18 protein-coding genes are annotated in these 17,604 nt (G+C 70.3%); 10 read left to right on the top strand and 8 right to left on the bottom strand.

Going from position 1 to position 17,604, the window contains the following annotated elements; all coding sequences use genetic code 11:
- Positions 1-210: 210 nt before the first annotated feature.
- The gene (locus VF330_RS31140) at positions 211-1,278 is read right to left on the bottom strand and encodes a helix-turn-helix transcriptional regulator (RefSeq protein WP_330855273.1); all 1,068 of its coding nucleotides are present in this window, start codon (positions 1,276-1,278) and stop codon (positions 211-213) included.
- Between the two features lie 362 nt (positions 1,279-1,640).
- Between VF330_RS31140 and VF330_RS31135 the strand changes: the two genes are divergently transcribed.
- The 5 genes from VF330_RS31135 to VF330_RS31115 all read left to right on the top strand — a co-directional run bounded on the left by VF330_RS31135 (position 1,641) and on the right by VF330_RS31115 (position 6,529).
- The gene (locus tag VF330_RS31135; RefSeq protein WP_330855272.1) at positions 1,641-2,162 is read left to right on the top strand and encodes a hypothetical protein; all 522 of its coding nucleotides are present in this window, start codon (positions 1,641-1,643) and stop codon (positions 2,160-2,162) included.
- Between the two features lie 26 nt (positions 2,163-2,188).
- Positions 2,189-2,887, top strand: coding sequence for an NUDIX hydrolase (locus tag VF330_RS31130; protein WP_330855271.1), 699 nt, complete (start codon positions 2,189-2,191; stop codon positions 2,885-2,887).
- A gap of 85 nt (positions 2,888-2,972) precedes the next feature.
- Positions 2,973-3,449 carry an NUDIX domain-containing protein gene (locus VF330_RS31125; RefSeq protein WP_330855270.1) on the top strand — a complete coding sequence of 159 codons (477 nt, stop codon included), beginning with the start codon at positions 2,973-2,975 and terminating at the stop codon, positions 3,447-3,449.
- 219 nt (positions 3,450-3,668) lie between these two features.
- The gene (locus VF330_RS31120; protein WP_330855269.1) at positions 3,669-4,340 is read left to right on the top strand and encodes a 5'-methylthioadenosine/S-adenosylhomocysteine nucleosidase; all 672 of its coding nucleotides are present in this window, start codon (positions 3,669-3,671) and stop codon (positions 4,338-4,340) included.
- A gap of 197 nt (positions 4,341-4,537) precedes the next feature.
- Positions 4,538-6,529, top strand: a complete 1,992-nt coding sequence (locus VF330_RS31115; RefSeq protein ID WP_330855268.1) for a hypothetical protein — start codon at positions 4,538-4,540, stop codon at positions 6,527-6,529.
- 6 nt (positions 6,530-6,535) lie between these two features.
- Here the strand turns inward: VF330_RS31115 and map are convergent, their stop codons facing one another.
- On the bottom strand, positions 6,536-7,321 hold the full coding sequence (map, locus tag VF330_RS31110; RefSeq protein ID WP_330855267.1) for a type I methionyl aminopeptidase: 786 nt from the start codon (positions 7,319-7,321) through the stop codon (positions 6,536-6,538).
- A 122-nt stretch (positions 7,322-7,443) separates the two neighbouring features.
- Here map and VF330_RS31105 point away from each other — a divergent pair, with 122 nt between their 5' ends.
- Together VF330_RS31105 and VF330_RS31100 are read left to right on the top strand one after the other, a co-directional pair.
- Positions 7,444-8,001 carry an EF-hand domain-containing protein gene (locus VF330_RS31105; protein WP_330855266.1) on the top strand — a complete coding sequence of 186 codons (558 nt, stop codon included), beginning with the start codon at positions 7,444-7,446 and terminating at the stop codon, positions 7,999-8,001.
- 53 nt (positions 8,002-8,054) lie between these two features.
- A complete protein-coding gene (locus tag VF330_RS31100; protein WP_330855265.1) occupies positions 8,055-8,348 on the top strand; it encodes an antibiotic biosynthesis monooxygenase in 294 nt (97 codons plus the stop codon).
- A gap of 71 nt (positions 8,349-8,419) precedes the next feature.
- Here the strand turns inward: VF330_RS31100 and VF330_RS31095 are convergent, their stop codons facing one another.
- Positions 8,420-9,901 carry a tannase/feruloyl esterase family alpha/beta hydrolase gene (locus tag VF330_RS31095; RefSeq protein WP_330855264.1) on the bottom strand — a complete coding sequence of 494 codons (1,482 nt, stop codon included), beginning with the start codon at positions 9,899-9,901 and terminating at the stop codon, positions 8,420-8,422.
- Positions 9,902-10,016: 115 nt separating this feature from the next.
- Between VF330_RS31095 and VF330_RS31090 the strand changes: the two genes are divergently transcribed.
- Complete coding sequence (locus VF330_RS31090) at positions 10,017-11,693, top strand: serine/threonine-protein kinase (protein ID WP_330855263.1); 1,677 nt, start codon at positions 10,017-10,019, stop codon at positions 11,691-11,693.
- 37 nt (positions 11,694-11,730) lie between these two features.
- Here VF330_RS31090 and VF330_RS31085 read toward each other — a convergent pair whose 3' ends face one another.
- Together VF330_RS31085 and VF330_RS31080 are read right to left on the bottom strand one after the other, a co-directional pair.
- Positions 11,731-11,925, bottom strand: coding sequence for a ferredoxin (locus VF330_RS31085; protein ID WP_330855262.1), 195 nt, complete (start codon positions 11,923-11,925; stop codon positions 11,731-11,733).
- The gene (locus VF330_RS31080) at positions 11,922-13,136 is read right to left on the bottom strand and encodes a cytochrome P450 (protein WP_330855261.1); all 1,215 of its coding nucleotides are present in this window, start codon (positions 13,134-13,136) and stop codon (positions 11,922-11,924) included. The genes VF330_RS31085 and VF330_RS31080 overlap by 4 nt, the downstream gene beginning before the upstream one ends.
- Positions 13,137-13,210: 74 nt before the next feature.
- On the opposite strand from VF330_RS31080, the gene VF330_RS31075 reads away from it, so the two are divergent.
- Entirely contained in the window at positions 13,211-13,867 is a 657-nt protein-coding gene (locus VF330_RS31075; protein WP_330855260.1) for a TetR family transcriptional regulator, read from the top strand.
- Here VF330_RS31075 and VF330_RS31070 read toward each other — a convergent pair.
- The gene (locus VF330_RS31070) at positions 13,857-14,162 is read right to left on the bottom strand and encodes a hypothetical protein (protein ID WP_330855259.1); all 306 of its coding nucleotides are present in this window, start codon (positions 14,160-14,162) and stop codon (positions 13,857-13,859) included. The genes VF330_RS31075 and VF330_RS31070 overlap by 11 nt on opposite strands.
- Before the next feature lie 145 nt (positions 14,163-14,307).
- Here VF330_RS31070 and VF330_RS31065 point away from each other — a divergent pair, with 145 nt between their 5' ends.
- Complete coding sequence (locus VF330_RS31065) at positions 14,308-15,582, top strand: toll/interleukin-1 receptor domain-containing protein (protein WP_330855274.1); 1,275 nt, start codon at positions 14,308-14,310, stop codon at positions 15,580-15,582.
- Here VF330_RS31065 and VF330_RS31060 read toward each other — a convergent pair.
- Together VF330_RS31060 and VF330_RS31055 are read right to left on the bottom strand one after the other, a co-directional pair.
- Complete coding sequence (locus VF330_RS31060) at positions 15,579-16,823, bottom strand: hypothetical protein (RefSeq protein WP_330855258.1); 1,245 nt, start codon at positions 16,821-16,823, stop codon at positions 15,579-15,581. The genes VF330_RS31065 and VF330_RS31060 overlap by 4 nt on opposite strands.
- Entirely contained in the window at positions 16,823-17,602 is a 780-nt protein-coding gene (locus VF330_RS31055) for a hypothetical protein (protein ID WP_330855257.1), read from the bottom strand. The genes VF330_RS31060 and VF330_RS31055 overlap by 1 nt, the downstream gene beginning before the upstream one ends.
- Positions 17,603-17,604 lie beyond the last annotated feature (2 nt).

Below are 17,604 nucleotides of genomic sequence, written 5' to 3'. Positions count from 1 at the left end.
TGTACTTGCCGCTGCACAGCGCAACCAGCGGGCATCCCAGCCGCTCGGCCAGGCTGAGGGCATGGCGAAGCGCCCGCGGTTTGCGGATGGTCGGGACGATGATCGCGTCCACGTGTGCCTGGGGTGAGGTTCTCGGTGCGGTGTCGAGCAGTCGACGGTGAGAACCGTGGTGATGCTCGGAGAAGATGCGGGCTGCCTCGAACCTTGCAGCTACATCGCCCATTCGTGCAGCAGGAACTCGGGGCTCGTCCAGTCGGGAGTCACGACCGCACCTTGCAGGACCTGCACGCGACTGAGAACACTGATCGTCTCCTGGCCGCCGAACCGGCGGACGAGGTGGTCGTTGTTGCGATCACGGAACCGCTGGTCGGTGAGAGCGCGGACCGCGCCGAGAACTCCGCGTGAGTAGACGCCGTTGCAGATAGTGGCAGTGCGCTTCCGGTTGAACGGGTTGCGGGACCGGTAGAAGTGCGCGACGTCCTCCTCGAGCACCTGCCGCTTGCCGATCCTGCGCAGCACCGGCTTGAAAACCTTCACGGTCCCGTCGACGACGACCTCGAATCCCGCCGTGTCCGAGTCTTCGGGTCGCTCTTGCTGGCGGATGGGCAGGTCGATTCGCCGCAGCACCTCGGCCGTGACCTTGTTCCAGTCGATACCCCCGAGCAGCACCAGATGACTGGTGTAAGCGTCCACGGGGAGGGAGGCAGCTCCGCTGAGCACGCGAACATTGTTGCTCGGGTTGATGGCACGGATGTGACCGTGCAGTTCCAGCAGTGAGTCGAGGTCCGAGAACCGGTACAGCGCGACGTAGTCCGGATCCTCCGGATCGGTGAACGGGCGTTCGGAGAGCAGCCGCTCGGGGAGTTCGGAGCAGACGATCGTGATGTCCTCGTCCGGAGGGAACCGCCAGAGGTTGTCCGTCAACGGCGATGTGTCCTCGTCAGGGCTTTCGCTCATGACTCGGTCTCGCAGCTCGGTCAGCTCCGCGAGCAGAGAAGCTTTCGCGGCTTGTTCAACGTCGTCCAGTCGACCAGGCATGCCGTACGGCGTCTGTTCGATGGAACGAGCCGTGGCGAAGAAGGTCGCATAGGCGTCCAGGCGGTGGACCGGAGGCACAGCCGGGTCGGACGAGCGTTCCCAGGACGAGATCAACGGCACGCTGACTCCGAACGCGTGCGCCAGCTGTTCCTGGGTGATGCGTATACCGGACCAGTGCTGCTTGCGCAGTGAACGCAGTCGACGCGCCAGCTGCAGCGCGGGGCCCTCGGTGGAGGTCACGCCATCACGTCCTTCAGCTGAACTTCAGTGCAAGGGAGCGGCGGCACCTTGCGTCGTCCGGCAACACGGTGTCACCGCTGCCGGACAGGCGTCGACTTCAGTCACTCATTCGGTCGTAATCCGGTAATGCTGTTGGGTATTGCTCGGACTTCAGTCGAACCTTACTCTCGACTATAGACCTATAGCTCAATCAAACTGAAGTCGGCTGAAGTTCACCCACCCAAGGGATCGAAGCCAGAGCCCGCACCTCCAGCTTCACGAGGGTCAGGAGGCGGGGAGCCATGAGTACCCTGTCGATACAACCGTGTCAGCGCGTCATCATCGCTGTGGGCATGACTCCGTCCAGAACGTGCCCCAACCAGGTGAGGGCTCAGCTCCGCCGGGCCATGTACGACTTGGTCGAAGAGGCTCTGGTGGACAGCGAGATCACCGCCGATCTCCGTGACAGGTACGTTGACCGGCGCGACGGGCTCATCGCCCTGATCCACCCGATGGACCGGGTGCCGAAGACCTGGCTGCTGACCAGGTTCGCGCCCAGGCTGAGCGCGTTGCTCACCAAGCGGAACCGCGGGCAGGACAACCCTTTGCGGCTCAGGGTCGCCATCCACCCCGGCGACGTGCCGTACGACGAGACCGGCTGGTTCGGCGAGGACATGGACATAGCCATCGACCTCCTCGACGCCCCGGTGCTGAAGGACCAGTTGCGGCAGACCCCAGCTCCGCTGGTGGTGGCGGTGTCGGACCAGATCCACCGTTCGGTGATCCGGCACGGGTACGACGGGATCGACGAGAGTGCGTTCGTGCCGCTCATCCAGCTCGAGGTGAACGGCGGGCAGTACCGGGGGTGGGTGCACGTGCCGGGTGAGTCTCTGCAAGGCTTTTGAACTGCCTGGTCAGTATTCTCGCGCCCATGAGCAGCCGCCCGCGTCAGACCGTCGCCCTCACCGCCGACCTCGTCATCCTGACGATCCGCGGTGGGGCTTTGTGCATGCTGGTGGTGGAACGCGGCAACGAGCCGTTCGCGGGGCGGTTGGCGTTGCCGGGTGGGTTTCTCCGCGGTGAGGAGACCCTGGACGAGACGGCGGGGCGCGAGCTCGCCGAGGAAACTGGTCTGGACGCCGGGAAGCTGTACCTGCAGCAGGTGGGCGTCTACTCTGCGCCCGATCGCGATCCACGTCGTCCCAGGGTGGTGACCTGTGCTTACCTGGCCATCGCGCCCGACCTGCCATTGCCCGCCGCGGGGTCGGACGCCCGCGCCGCGCACTGGCTGCCGGTGAACCGGGTGCAGCGCGACGGTTTGGCGTTCGACCACGACGAGATCCTGCGCGACGCGGTGGAGCTGGCCAGGAGCGAGCTGCAGTTCCGCACGATCGCCACGGCGTTCTGTGCCGACGAGTTCACGATCGGCGAGCTGCGCGAGGTGTACGAGGCGGTGTGGGGAGTGGAGCTCGACAAGCCCAACTTCCACCGCAAGGTCACCGAGTCCGCCGGCTTCGTCGAGCCGACCGGGGGGAAGCGTCCGAGCCCGAACGGCAGGCCCGCGGCGCTCTACCGCGCTGGTGGCGCGGTGGTGCTGACGCCACCGATGATGCGACCGCGGCATACTTAGTGTCGCGTTGACAATTGGCTTGGTATAGAGAGAAAGCCTCGTGGTCTCACTTGATGTCATCATGACAATAACCTAGTCTGCCGGTATGGCTGATGGTGGTCGCAGGCTCACGGCGGACGTCGTGCTGTTCACGAAGCGGGACGGTCTGCTCGCCGTACTCGTGGTCGAGAGGGGGAAGGAGCCGTTCAAGGGCTCGCTCGCGTTGCCCGGTGGGTTCGTGGAGCAGGGGGAACGCGCGGCGGACGCCGCCGCGCGCGAACTTGTCGAAGAGGCTGGTCTCGTGGTGGCGCGGGAGCGGTTGCGGCGGTTCGGGCGCTATGACAAGCGTGGCCGTGATCCTCGCGGGCCGGTCGAGAGCGTGGCGTTCCACGCCTACGTGCCCGGGGTTCCCGCTCCGCGGGTGGGAGGTGACGCCGCGGCTGCTCGTTGGGTGACGCTCGCCGAGTTCTTCGGGGCGGCCGTCGCGTTCGACCACCGCGACATCGTCGTGGACGCGGTTGCGAGCAGGTTCGGTTTTCAGGTTCACGTGGAATCCTTGGCAGATGTCCACTTTCGCTGCTGATCAGTGTCTACTCTGGATCCTCCGGCTGCGTCACCCGATGGTTTGACGCGAAACGCGCGAAGGGGCTAACCTCCTCCGCGCTGCGGGCCGAGCGTCCCGCGATCCCCAGCTCTGCGCTGTCTCCACCGAACGAACCGGCTGCGTTGCGGACTCGCCATCCGTCTGTTCGTCGTGCGTGTCGAACGTCCTGCGATGGCGGGAACGTCTTGGAGTGAAACGATGATCGTGATTCTGACCGCGCTCGCGGTCGAGCAGGAAGCTGTGCTCGCGCACCTGGTGGACGTCCGGGAGCACCGGCACACCAAGGGGACGTTCTTCGACGTCGGGGCGCTCACCAGGCACCCCGGCCGGGAGATCGCCCTCGGGGTGACCGGGCAGGGGACGCTGGCGGCCGCGACGCTCACCGAGCGGGCGATCGCCGAGTTCTCACCCGCTGCCGTGCTCTTCGTCGGTGTTGCCGGAGGACTGCGGGAGTGGCTCGAGATCGGTGACGTCGTGGTGGGCACCAAGGTCTACGCTTACCACGGGGGCAAGAGCACGGACTCGGCCTTCCTGGCGCGGCCGCAGGCTTGGCCGATCTCGCACGAACTCGAGCAGGTCGCGCGCCGCGTGCACCGCGCCCGCAGGTGGCACGAGCCGCTCGCACCCCCTGGTGAGGCGCTGGCTCCCGAGGTCTACTTCGAGGCCATCGCGGCCGGCGACGTGGTGCTGGACTCGAAACTCTCGCCCGTGGCGGACGCGTTGCACCACAACTACAACGACGCCGTCGCGGTCGAGATGGAGAGCGCCGGCTTTGCCGCTGCTGGACACCTCGCCGGCCAGGTCGCCACCGCCACCGTGCGCGGCATCAGCGACCGTGCCGACGGGTCGAAGTCCGTCACGGACGGCTGAGGCAGCCAGGCGCGGGCGGCGCGCAACGCCGCTGCCTTCGCGGTCGCGGTCGCAGCGGCGGCGCACGATGGCGAGCGGGCCGCCGGTCTGCAAGCAAAGCCGTTGCCGCCCATGACCTTCTCTCAGAAGGCCAAGACGGTCGGTCAACAGATCGGTGTCAACACGGGGAACTTTCACATGAACCTGGGGGAGAAGCGGTGAACTTCGAGCAAACAGCCGAGAACGTCGGACAGCAGAACGCCGTCAACTACGGCGACACGACCTTCCACAACGAGGCCACCTACCACATCAACCAGGGTGATCCGCCGGAGCGCCGCCACGACGTCGCACGCAACTTCCTCGCTGCGGAGGCGCCCAGGCACGCCGAGCGGATCTTCGTCGAGCTCCTGCAGGAAGGGCACGCCACCGCGGAGAGGGTGTACTACTACGTCCTCTCCGCGGTCAGTGGCCGGTCGTGCAACGAGGTGAGCGGCGAGCTTTTCAGGAACGTCCGTGACGCGAGCAAGATAGCGCGGTCACTCCCGCAGGACGCGTGGCTGGACGCGTTCGCGGTCGTGTGGCGGCTGATGAGGTTCGTGCGGGGCGAGGTCGAGGGGGAGAACCTGGAAGACGTCCTCGCGGCGTACAGCACGTTGCCGTCGGACCGTCAGGACGAGATCGCCCTGCACCTGAAGACGATTCTCAGCGGGGTGACGCAGAGCAGGCTGGAAGATGCCCACGCCCACCGCGTTGTGACGCAGCGGATGTCGAACGGGCGTGTGCACCGGGCCTGGAAGTTCTTCGAGCCGGAACCGGCACGGCCGCGCGAGTTCGTCGCCGCCGAGACGCCTGCGGAGCCGCAGGCCAGGACCCACGCGTTCGTGGGCGGCGGGGTGGCCGTGCTCGGCCTCCTGGCCTGCTTCGCCGGCACCTGGCTCGTCCTGCTCGGACTGCCACTGGCACTGGGAGGCGCGGTCCTCATGGTGCTTCACGGCAGCGAGCGTGCCGGGGCGACGTTGTGGGGGCAGATACAGCTGGAACGGGTCAGGCCTCCGGCGCACCAGGTGTTGCCCCGATCTCCAGGGCACTGGGTCTCCGCCGAGTTCGTGAAGGAGGTCCACCGGATCGTCGACAACCGCTTCACCACCGCCAGGCCGCACGTGCCCGGTGACTGGCCCACCTACACCGCCGGCATCCGCAACTACCTGAAGCAGCGGCTCGTGGAGCTCTACGGCAACGCGCAGGTCCCGGCGGGCGCCGTCGGATGGCTGGCACGCTGGCACGCTCAGCGGGTGGCGAACGGGTGGGCGACCGACGACCTGTTCCGGACCGTTGTTCCCGACACCCGGCGCGACACGACGCTCTACCGCGTCGGTGGCGTCACGGTGGCCCTCGGCGTTGTCTTGCTGCTGGCTGCCCATGCCATTGGAGGGGTCGTCTTCCTCGTGGGCGGTGGTGTCTTCGCAGTGAGGGGAGCGATCCGGATCCGCGGCCTGAAGCGGATGAGCGCGCTGGCCCGCGCTCACGACGCGCGGATCTTCGCCGAGGAGACGCGGGGATACGAGGAGTGGAAGCAGGCGCTGGCCGACCGGCCGACGGACGGTGAGATGGCCCGCTGGCTGGCGATGGACAAGATCTACCTGAAGCACGACTTGGTCCGGCGCTGCAACCTGACCAGCCACGACCTTGTCACGCACGTGGTCATGACCGAGGGCGCGGACGGGTCGGAGCGTGCGCGCGTGGTGCGCGGTCCGCTCCGCTACTCGAAGTATGAAGTGCAAATCTTCCTGCTCACCCGCAGTGGTGTGCGGGAGATGCGGGTGGAGCTGAACTTCCTCACGGGCGAGGCGCGCAACGAGCGGCGCAACCTGTTCCGCTACGACGCGCTTGCGTCCGCCAGCGTCGTCGAGACGGGCATGCGCGCGACCAGGGGTGCGGGCGACGGCACACGTGAGGTGGAGCGCCTCCGCAGCCGCAAGTTCCGCCTCACCCTGGTCGACGGCAACGACATCACCGTCGTGGCGGAGAACCTCCGCAACCCGGACGACTCCGCCATCGAAGACGAGTCGGAGCTGTTCCTCGTGGAGATGCAGACCTCGGGCATCGACGCGGCGCTGCCGCTGCTGGAAGCCGTGGCGGCGGAAGGGCGCGACTGGATCGCGCGCGAGCACGAGCGCCGCGAGCAGTGGTCTCGCGACTGGTACGAGTGAGCAGCGTCAGGCGGGCTTCTCCTCCGAACGGCGGCGCGTCAGCACCAGCGGGCCGTCCTCCGTGATCGCCACCGTGTGCTCGGAGTGCGCGGTGCGGGAGCCGTCGGCCGAACGCAGGGTCCAGCCGTCGTCGTCGAACACGATCTTGTCGGTGGTGGCGGCGAGCCAGGGTTCGATGGCGATGGTCAGGCCCGGCTCGAGCCTCATGCCGTGCCTGCGGCGGCCGTTGTTCGGCACGTGCGGGGCCTCGTGCATGGTGCGGCCCAGGCCATGGCCGCCGAACTCCAGGTTGCAGCGGTAGCCGTAGTCGGCGGCCACCTCGCCGATGGAGGCGGAGATGTCACCCATCCTGTTGCCGGGCCGGGCGGCCTCGATCGCGGCTTCGAGGGCGACCCTGGTGGCCTCGATGAGGTGTTCGTCCTCCTCGCGCGGGGTACCGACGATGACCGACACCGCCGAGTCGGCCACCCAGCCGTCGATGCTCACGGCGATGTCCATGCTCAGCAGGTCGCCGTCCGCGAGGACGTGGCTCTTCGGCAGGCCGTGCAGGACGGCGTCGTTGACGGAGAGGCAGATGACGTTGCGGAACGGGCCGCGGCCGAACGACGGCGAGTAGTCCCAGTAGCAGGACTCGGCGCCGCGCTCGGAGAGCAGGTGGCGGGCGTGGTGTTCCAGATCGAGCAGGTTCACGCCGACGGCGGCCTTGGCGGAGAGCTCGTCGAGCACCTCCGCGATGAACTGGCCGGTCACGTGCATGCTCGCGATCTCCGCGGGCGACTTGAGCTCGATCAACGTGTTCCTCCATCAGGGATGCCGGTATAACAATAACGGCATCGCGGAGTCGGCTGAACAACACCACCCAGGAGTGGGACGCGTGTTGCGCCGACCTGGGCGTGTCACCACAGTGCGTGGTCATGAAGCAGGTGTTGCAGCACAGGATCGACTCGACCTTCGCCCACTACGACGTGAACCGCAACGGCGTCATCGAGCTCGCGGACGTCTACGCGCTGGCCAACCGGCTGCTGCGGGCGTTCGGGGAGCCGGCGTCGTCGGAACGGGGCCGCGAGCTCGTCGAGGCCTACGACCGGTTCTGGGAGATGCTGGTCGAGCACTGCGACATCGACCGCGACGGGCGGATCGGGCCGGTGGAGTACCGCGCGGCGATGATCGAGGCGTTCGTCGAGGGCGGGCCGATCAACGTGGACCTGCTCGAGGTCGTGCAGTCGCTGCTGGACATCATGGACACCAACGGCGACGGACGGGTCGACGAGGCCGAGTTCGGGGTGCTGCTGCGGGCCCGCGGCCTCAGCCCGCGGGAGTGCGGGACGGCGTTCGCACACCTCGACACCGACGGCGACGGCGCCATCAGCGTCGATGAGTACGTCGCGGCGGTGCGCGACTACTACACGAACCCGGCCGAGGGTACGCCCGGCAGCTGGCTGTACCCGAAGGCGCTGACGAGCGTGTCCTGACCGAGAAGACGCACCCCTTGGACTTGGTCACTAATGATGACTATCATGGTTAGGTGACTACTTCCGTGGAACTGACTCGCTTCCGCGTCGCGCCCGGCAAGGTCGAGGCGCTGCTGGCCGCGCGGCCGGGCATGATCGCCGACTTCGAGGCCGACCGGGAGGGCTTCCTCGGTGCGCGGCTCGTGCGGCTGCCGGACGGCGAGTGGCTCGACATCGTCGAGTGGCGCTCCTCGGCCGACTACGCCGCCTCCAGCGCCAAGGGACCGAACAGGCCCGGCATCAAGGCCTTCTTCGACGCGATCGACTCGCTCGTCGTCGCGGAGGAGGGCGTGCTGGCCGACGGGTGACGGCCCGTTCCCGGTCGTCGTGCTGGTCCACGGCGGGTGAAGGGCCCCGGTGCGAGCCGGGGCCCTCCCGCTCACGGCCGGGTGCAGCGGTAGCTGGAGGCCGTCTTCGGGTCGCCACCCGTGTAACGGGAGATCTGCGGGTACGGGCAGAGGTCGCGCGTCGAGTCCGCCGTGGCCGCGGTGAGGGTGGCCGGCGCCTTGCCGCGCTCGACCCAGTCGACGAGCTGGCCCAGGGCGTTCGTGGGCTGCGCGCCGTCGCCGCCGGCGCAGTGGTCGACGCCCGGTGCGGTGAAGAGGCGGTAGAAGTCGTCGACGTGGCTCGTCCTCTGCTCGACGCGGTCGCGGTAGGCGAGCGTGCCGCCGGGCGGGATCAGCTGGTCGTTCGTGCCGACGAACGTGACGAGCTTGCCGCCGGACCGGCGGAACCGCGACAGGTCCGGGTCCGCCGTGCCGATCACGCCGTCGTACTCGCGGACCGACTGCCGGAACAGGTCGCGGAACCGCGCGTAGGTGAGCGTCGAGGTGTCGAAACCGGGCTGCTTGAGCAGGAAGCTCTGCACCCACAGCGCGGCGACGGGGAAACCGGGGCCGGTCGCGCCGGGCAGGACGCCCGCGAGCCAGACCGGGTCGGCGCCCTTCGGCAGGCCGGGCCAGAGCGACCGGCCGCGTTCGTCGGTGGGGCCGTCCCAGATCTTGCGCATGACGTCGGCGTCCTCGCGCGTGACGGTGACCTCGTTGCCCTCGCAGAGGATTCTCGTGCCGACGAGCCGGCGCGGGTCGTAGCCGCACCGGTCCGGGCGGTCGACGATGCCGTTCGTGACGCCGTCGTCCGCGTCGCAGGCCTGGATCGCGGCCTTGCGGAACGCGTCCAGCACGCAGTTGCCGAGCACGTGACCGTCCTGGCTCTGCACCACCTGCGGCCACAGGGTCGCGACGGCGAAGCGCGTCCAGTCGACGGCGGGAGCGTTGGCGAGGATGCCGTCGAAGTCGTCCGGGAAGTTCTGCGCCTCGGAGTAGCCCTGCCGGCCGCCGGTCGAGCAGCCGTTCCAGTACGAGTAGGTCACCGGCCGCCGGTAGTGCTCGCGCACGACCTGCTTGGCGATCACGGCCGCCTCGTGCACCGACCTCGTGGCGAAGTTGGTAAGCAGGGTCCGGTCGACCTTCCCGTTCTTGAGGGCCCAGCTCGTGTTCAGGCCGTCGAGGACACCGGCGTCGGTCGTCACGGCGGCGTACCCGTCCTTGACGGCCTGCGTCAGCGGCGCGCCCGTGTCACCCGCGGCATAGGCGCTGCCGCCCACGCCCTGCAGCCGGCCGGTCCAGCCGGTGCTCGGCAGCGCGATGACGACCTTCACGTGGTCGTCCGCGTGCGTGAGCGTCACGGTGATCTCGCAATGGTCGGGTTTCGGGGCGGCGCTCGTGTTCTCGACCCCGGCACCGGCGGGCGCGGTGATCGGGACGGGGGCGCACGCCGGTGTGCTCGCCTGCGCCGGCGCGAGTGGCGCCAGGCCGGTCAGGAGCAGCGTCGTGCCCAGCAGCTTCGTCAGTCGTCTCACGCGCAGGGACGCTAGGCAGGGGCCCGCGGCAGTCGCGCCCGTCAGATGACGCCGCCCCTGTACGTCACCGGACCGGGTGACGGGTGCCGGGTGATCGGCTGCGAGACTTCCGCGCATGCGCGAGGTGGGCAACAGACGCTACCGGCTGGTCCGCGAGCTGGGGCGGGGCGGCATGGGGGCCGTGTGGCTCGGCCAGGACACCGTGCTCGGCCGCGACGTCGCCGTCAAGGAGCTCCTGCTGCCCCACGGTGTTCCGGCCGCGGAACGCGCCGTGTACCAGGAGCGCGTGCTGCGCGAGGCGCGGATCGCGAGCCAGCTCCAGGACCCCGCCGTCGTGACCGTCTACGACCTCATCTCCGAGGACGACCAGACGTTCATCGTGATGGAGCTGATCAGCGCCCCCACGCTGGAGGACCTGGTCGGGACGTCCGGCCCGCTGACCGTGCGGGCGGCGGCCGTGCTGGCCGGGCAGCTGCTGGCGGCGCTGGAGGCGGCGCACTCGTCGGGCGTCGTGCACCGGGACGTCAAGCCGGGCAACGTGATGGTGCCCGCGAAGGGGACGGCGAAGCTCACCGACTTCGGCATCGCGCAGTCGCTCGACGACCCGCGGCTGACCGCGACCGGCACGCTCATCGGCTCGCCCGCGTACATGTCGCCGGAACGCCTGGCGGGCGGGGACGCTTCGCCCGCCTGGGACCTGTGGGCGTTGGGCGCGACGCTCTTCTTCGCCGTGGAGGGACGCGGCGCGTTCGACCGGCCCACGACGTCGGCGACGATCCTGGCGGTCATGAACGAACGGCCGGTGCCGCGCGTGGCGGGGCCGCTCGGCGAGCTGGTCACCGGGCTGATGGAACCGGATCCCGCGCGCCGGCTCGGAGTCGCCGCGGCGCACCGGTTGATCGAACGGGCGCTGGCCGGCGGCGACCTGACCCGACCCGTCGCGCCACCGCAGTCCGGGCCGTTGCCGCGCCAGGGCAGCGGGCCGGTGCCGTACCCCGGCAGCGGACCGGTGAGCGCCGGGCTGGCGGACGGCTGGCTCGCGGGCGGCCGACCGGCTGGATCCGGCCCGGGCAGCGGGCCGTTCGGCGCCGTGGCGGTGGGCACCCCGCCACCCGGCTTCCCCGGTCCCGTCACGTCCGGCCCGATCACGTCCGGCCCGCTCGCCACGGGCCTGACCGCGCCACCCGTTTCCGTTCCGCCGCGCCGCAAGCGCTCGGTCGGCCTGGTCCTCTCCGCCACGCTGACCCCGCTGGTCATCCTCGGCGCCGCGGTCCTGCTCTTCGTCACCGTGGTCAAGCCGTTCTTCACGAACTTCGGCATCACCGACGGCCCGGCCAGCACCGCGGCGATGCAGCCCGTGCTGACGCTCGGCCCGGAGGGGGACATCCAGCAGAACTCGCTGCTGTCGTTCCGCAACTCCTGCCTGACCTGGACGCCCGCGAAGGGCGCGCCGAAGATCGACCTGGACATGAAGGTCGGCTGCTACGCCGAGCACGACGTCGAGCTGCTGGACACCGTCCTCGCCAACACCGACATCGAGAAGGACGTCGCCTACCCCGGCGCCGAGGAGCTCACGAAGCTCGGCGGCACCGGGTGCACGCGCACGTTCCTGTCGGACGAGGTGACCGGGCAGGACAAGGAGAAGAACCTGCGGTACTGGGTGATCATCCCGACCGCGGAGGCGTGGAAGGCCAGGACGGAGAACGGCTACCGCAGCTCGAACCGGCTGATCTACTGCTTCGTCGGCAAGGCGGACGGCAGCAAGCTGACCGAGCCGTTGATGAAGCAGTAGCGCGGCACCGGGCGGAACCCGGTGCCGCACAACGGTACTACTCCTCGACCGCGATCGCCGACGCCGGGCACACGGCGGCGGCGTGCTTCACGTCCGCGAGCCGCGACGACGGCGGGCTGGCGTCGAGCAGGTCCACGAGACCGTCCTCGTCGCGCTGGTCGAACACGTCGTCGGCCGCCAGCACGCACTGCCCGGCCCCGACGCACTTGCCCTGGTCCACCACGACCTTCACGCCGACCTCCAGGTGACGGGCAGCTCCGAGACGCCACCGGTGAGGGTGTGGCGGACCGCGAGCTGGTCGAGGTCCTTCGCGAGCCTCATGTCCGGCAGGCGCTTCGCCAGCGCCGCGAAGACGACGCGCAGCTCCGTGCGGGCCAGGGACGCGCCGATGCAGAAGTGGGCGCCGTGGCCGAAGCCGAGGTGCGTCCTCTCCGGACGGTCGGGGTCGAACTCCTCGGCCGCGCTGTAGACGTCGGCGTCGCGGTTGGCGGCGTTGATCGACAGGACCAGCGCGTCCCCGGCGTGGATCGTCACGCCCGCGAGGTCGACGTCCTCCTTCGCGTACCGGAGCAGCCCGAGGTCGCCGGGTGCGCCGAGGCGCATGACCTCCTCGACCACCGCGTCGACGCGGCCGTCCGGGTCGGCGACGAGCGCCTCCCAGCGCGACCGCTCGGTCAGCAGGAACAGCACGCCGAGACCGATGCGGTTCACCGTCGTCTCGTGGCCCGCGAACAGCAGGCCGACGCACAGCCGGACCATCTGCTCGTAGTCGTAGGCCTCGTCCTGGCTCTGCGCCCGGACGAGGTCGGAGATCACGTCCTCGCCGAGCTGCCCGCGCTTGGCCTCGACGAGCCCGACCATGTAGCGGAAGAACTCCTCGCGAGCCTTGTGGGCCTCGTCGCCGATCTCGGTGCTCGCCATGCGCTCGGACAGCGACGCGAACAGCTCGGTGTCCTTCTCCGGCACGCCCAGCAGCCGGCAGATCATGGCCACCGGCAACGGGAACGCGAGCCCGCGGTGCAGGTCGACGACGCCGGTGGTCTCGTGCTCGGCCACGAGCGCGTCGAGGTAGCCGTTGACGAGCTGCTCCATGTTCTCGCCCAGCATGCGCATCCGCTTGGCGGAGAAGGCCGGGGTGAGCAACCGGCGCATGCGCGCGTGGTCGACCTCCTCGGTCTCGTACTGGCCCGTGGGGCCGTCCTGCACGGCGGAGGTGGAGATGCGCGACGCCCTGTCCGGTTCGGGGTGCGACCGGCCGAAGCGCTTGTCGCCCAGCAGGAGGCGGACCTCCTCGAAGCGGGTGACGAGCCAGGCGGGGTCACCGGCCGGCGTGGTGACGGGCGCGATCGGTGCCTCGCGCCGCAGCACCTCGTACAGCGGAGCGAGTTCGAGGACGTTCGGCCTGGGCAGCGGCAGCTTCAGGCGCTCTGCGTCAATGCTCATGCACCGACCGTAGCGCTTTCTGGCAGTTGCTGCCAATAAATCTTCCGAGGCTTCTGACGTGCTTAAATCGCCCGATGAAGGACGTTGCGACAGAAAAGCCTCGCCGGGGCCGGCCGCCGGTGAGCGACGAGCAACGTGAGCGCCAGCGCCTCGACATCTCGCGCCACGCCGTGCGGCTGTTCGCCGGCCAGGGCGTGGCCGGTACGTCCGGGGAGCAGATCGCGCAGGCCGCGGGCGTCTCCGAACGCACGTTCTGGCGCTACTTCCCGCACAAGGAGAGCTGTGTCGAACCGCTGCTCACGCAGAGCGTCGACGCCTTCTGCGCCGTCCTGCGCGCCTGGCCGGCCGAGCTGGAGCTGATCGACCACCTGCGCGCCGCCTACACGCCGGTCGTCGACTCGTCGGCCGGGGACGTCGACTCGGTGCTCGACGTCGTGCGGCTCACCCACGGCGAACCGGCGTTGCGCGCGGTCTACCTGATGCTGCACGAACGGGCCGAGAACGCGCTGGTCGACGTGCTCGCGCGCCGGCTGGGGCAGCCGGCGGACGCGATCGACGTGCGGGTGCAGGCCGCGGCGATGAGCGCGGTGCTGCGGGTGGCGACCGACGACGTCGCGCAGGCGACCGTCGGCGGCGTCACCTCGGGTGCGCTGGACGGGCACCGCGAGCAGCTGGCCCGCGCGCTGAGCCTGGTGCTGCGCGGGCTCTCGCAGGCCACGACTAGTGCGTGACGGAGGACAGGCTCCACGCGATCGCCACGACCAGCGCGAGGAGGAGCACCGCGCCCGCGGCACCCGCGAGGACCATGCCGGAGCCCGCTGACCGCCACGGCGCCGGCGCGGTGGTCCTGAGCAGGCCACCGGCGACCGCGGACGCGACGGCGATCCAGAAGAACGCGACGACGTAGGCGCCGCCCTGCCAGCCCAGCGCGTCGCTGAGCAGTGCGGCGGCGGTGAGGACGAGCAGGACTGCGGGGGTGGCGAAGCCGGCCAGCGAGGCGAGCTTGCCACGGTCGATTTCGGTCACCCCTCGACAGTGCCGGTGGTGGCGCGGAAGGGCATCGGTACAACTACTCACCGGCAGCCGGTTGGGCCGATCGGGTGTCGCGCGCAACACGACCCCGTGCTCGGGCGATTCCATCAGCAGGTGGGGACCCGAGGGGTGAGCGGCCATCATTTTCGTCAGCTACACCAGGAAAGACGAGCGGACGGTGCAGGCGCTCAAGGACGACCTCGAGCGGCTGCACTGGCAGGTGTGGCTGGACCACGAGATCCACGGCGGCGAGCAGTGGTGGCGCGAGATCATCGAGACCATCCGGGAAGCCAAGGTCTTCGTGTTCGCGCTGTCCGACGCGTCGTGGCGGTCGCGGCCCTGCCAGGAGGAGCTCGACTACGCGAAGAAGCTCGGCCTCCCGGTGCTGCCGGTGCAGGTGGGGCCCGTGCACAACCTCCGCATCCCGATCATGGAGACGCAGGCGATCGACTACCGCGAACGCACGCCGGAGGCCGTGCTCGCGCTGGTGGCCGCGCTCGCCGACCTGGCGAGCCGCCAGACCGTGCTGCCCGACCCGCTGCCGGACCCGCCCGGCGTGCCGTTCGAGTACCTGTACCGGATGGCCGAGCAGCTCGGTCCCAAGCCGATCCCCGCGGACGACCAGGAGCTGCTCATCGCGCAGTTCCGCAGCAAGCTCCGCAACGAGGACGACGACGTCGCGCGGGCCGACATCGTCAAGCTGCTCAAGGAGCTGCGCCGCCGCAAGGAGCTCACGGTCGGCAACGCCGAGGAGGTCGACTCGCTGCTGGAGGCCGCGGAACGCGTCGTCGCGGAGACCGAGGACGGCGCCACCCGGCTGCCGCCGGCGGACCAGTGGCGCCAGGGCAGGGCCGAGACCCGGCCGCCGCCGCGGCAGGAGACTCCGCTGCCGTCGCCGGTGCGGCCGCCGAAGCGCGTCAGGAAGCCCGAACCGCCGCAACCACCTCACCCCGTCGGCGTGTCGAAGGACGAGCCGAGGACGGACGAGGCTCCGGCCTGGCTGCGCACTCTCGTCGCGAACGGGGCCGCGACCACGCCACCGTTACTGCCGCCGTCCGCGACGCCCGCGGCACCGACCGCCGGGTGGTGGGAGGCGGGCAAGCCGGCTCCCCAGCCTCAGCCCACTCCTGAAGCCGTGCTCGAACCCGGCCCGAAAGCGCGGCGCGCCCTGGCGTTCACCGGCGCGGTGCTCGGCGCGACCGGACTGCCGTTCCTGTTCTTCGCGGTGGCGCGGCAGGACCGCGTCGTCGAACGCGTGGGTGTCGTGCTGCTTCTGGTGACCGTCGCATTGGGACTGTCGCTCGCCCTGGTCTCGGTGACGCGCAAGGAACCGCGGTCGCGCGCGGCGGTCGCGATCGCCGGCGTCGGACTCGCCGGAGTGCTCCTGTTCGCCGCGGTGTCCGGCGTCTTCTAGTTCCGCCTTCGCCGGCCGAGGAACCCGCCGGTCAGCACCACGGCGAACGCGATCCAGGCGAACACGGTGGCGAGGTCCTCGTCGGCGTCCGCTGCGTCGAGCAGGCCCGCCGAGGTCGCCGCGGTGAGGAACCACGCGAGCGCGGCCGCCAGGACGATGAGCCAGACGGCGGGCTTCTTCTTCCGCACGGGCGGAACGGCCGCGGCCTCCGGAGCCGTCGCCTCCCACCAGCTCGTCCCGGGCCGGCGCGGGGGTGGTGCGGGTGCCGGTTGCGGCGGGATCTCCGGCCGCGGCGGCGGGACCTCGTGCCCGGCGCTGCCCGCGACGACGGTCGGCGTGCGCTGCCACCACGGCACCGCGGCGGGGGTGAGCAGGTCGTCGAACGCCCCGGCCGTCCACTGAGGACCGCAGCACTCCCGCAGCCGTGCCGCCAGGTGGTCGATCCGCGGGTCGCCGAGGCCCGCGAGGTGCTGCCACGCGGGCGTGTCGAACGACCGGAAGTCCTGCCGGGTGAACAGGAGGTTGTCGTCGGTGTTGAGCGTCGACCACGTCGGGCGCAGCGCCAGCGCCGACAGCGACAGGTAGATGACGAGCCCCGGGAACGTGTCCATCCAGCGGCCCCACGGCCGTCCCGGCGGCTGGTAGTTGTGGTGGCCGGTCTCGGTGGGCGGTGCGCCACCGGCGAAGGCCTCGATCCACGCGCAGTCGAAGTCCACCAGCCGCAACGCCCCGCGCACGTCGACGAGGACGTTGCCGTGCTGGAGGTCGCCGTGCGCGAAGTCGGCCTCCTGCAGGCGCCGGACCAGGCCGCGCCACGACGACGCCAGCTCGGCCAGCGCGCCGGTGTCCCGGCGGGCCACCAGGTCGTCGACGTGCCGGTTGAGCGTGTGGCCCTCCACCCACGGCATCTCGACCACCGGCCAGGTGCTCCCGCCGACCCGGATGCCGTCGTCGATCCACCGCGGCAACGCCACGGCGTCGGTCAGCCGCCGCGAGGTGAAGTGCCCGCGCAACGCGTCGTACCGCCCGCTGTCGCTCGCGTCGGCACGCGTGAAGAACCGCAGCGCGCGGGCCTCGTCGCCCGCCATCGCCTTGAACACCACCGCGCTCGCCCCCGAGGCGGGGGAGGGGATCTGGAACACCGGGTGCACGACCAGTTCGAGGTCGCTCAGCTCGTCGGTGGTGAACGCGTCCGGCCGCTGCACCGCCTTCATGTAGTCGTCGAACCCGGGATAGCGCATCAGACGCACACCACCAGCTGGTCCGGCCACGACGAGGCGACGCTGACCCGCATGAGCGTCACGTCGTCGTTGGTCATCTGCCGCGTCTCGCGCCGGTCGTCGGCGAGCGCGCGGAAGCGCTGCGGGTGGTCGAGCCCGGCGAGCAGGCGCCAGAGCCCCTCGTCGTTCTCGCGGACCATCCAGTGCGCGAGCGCGTCCGTCGCGAGGTAGAGCAGGTCACCCGGTTCCACGTCCCCCTCGGCGAACACCATCCGCTCGACCGCGCCCGGCAACGTGGCGGGCGCGGTCGGCAGGCCCGCCGGGTTGACGCCGAAGTCGTCCGCCCGCATCGGCGGGAACTGGTCGACGAGCCGGTGGTCGCGGACGTGGAACAGCACGGTGTCGCCCGCCGCGACGGCCCGCCAGCGCGGGCGTTCGCCCGCCAGGTCCGCGAGCTCGCACCCGAGGAACGTGGCGAACGACCCGACACCGTCCAGTTTGACCAGTTCGACGGCGGACGCGCCGGCCAGCACCGGGTCGTGCCGCCACCCGTCCTGCGCCCGCGCGGCCCAGCCGAGCAGCGACCCGCCGGTCAGCTCGACGTCCGGTGCCACGAACCCCTCGACGAGCCGCATCGCCCACCGCGCCGAGCCGAACCCCTCGGTGGCGCCGTCCGCCAGCGCGAACCGGGGACCGCGGCCCGTCGCCGGGTCCTCCGGCGCGGCGGCGGCGCCGTCCTCCCACTCCCACGGGTCGTTGCCCTGCTTGGGAGCGGAGAAGACCACCTGCCAGGCGTGCACGG

Origin of the sequence: Lentzea sp. (assembly GCF_036380075.1) — a bacterium.
Lineage (GTDB): Bacteria > Actinomycetota > Actinomycetes > Mycobacteriales > Pseudonocardiaceae > Lentzea.
This window is presented reverse-complemented; position numbering and strand designations above follow the sequence as displayed.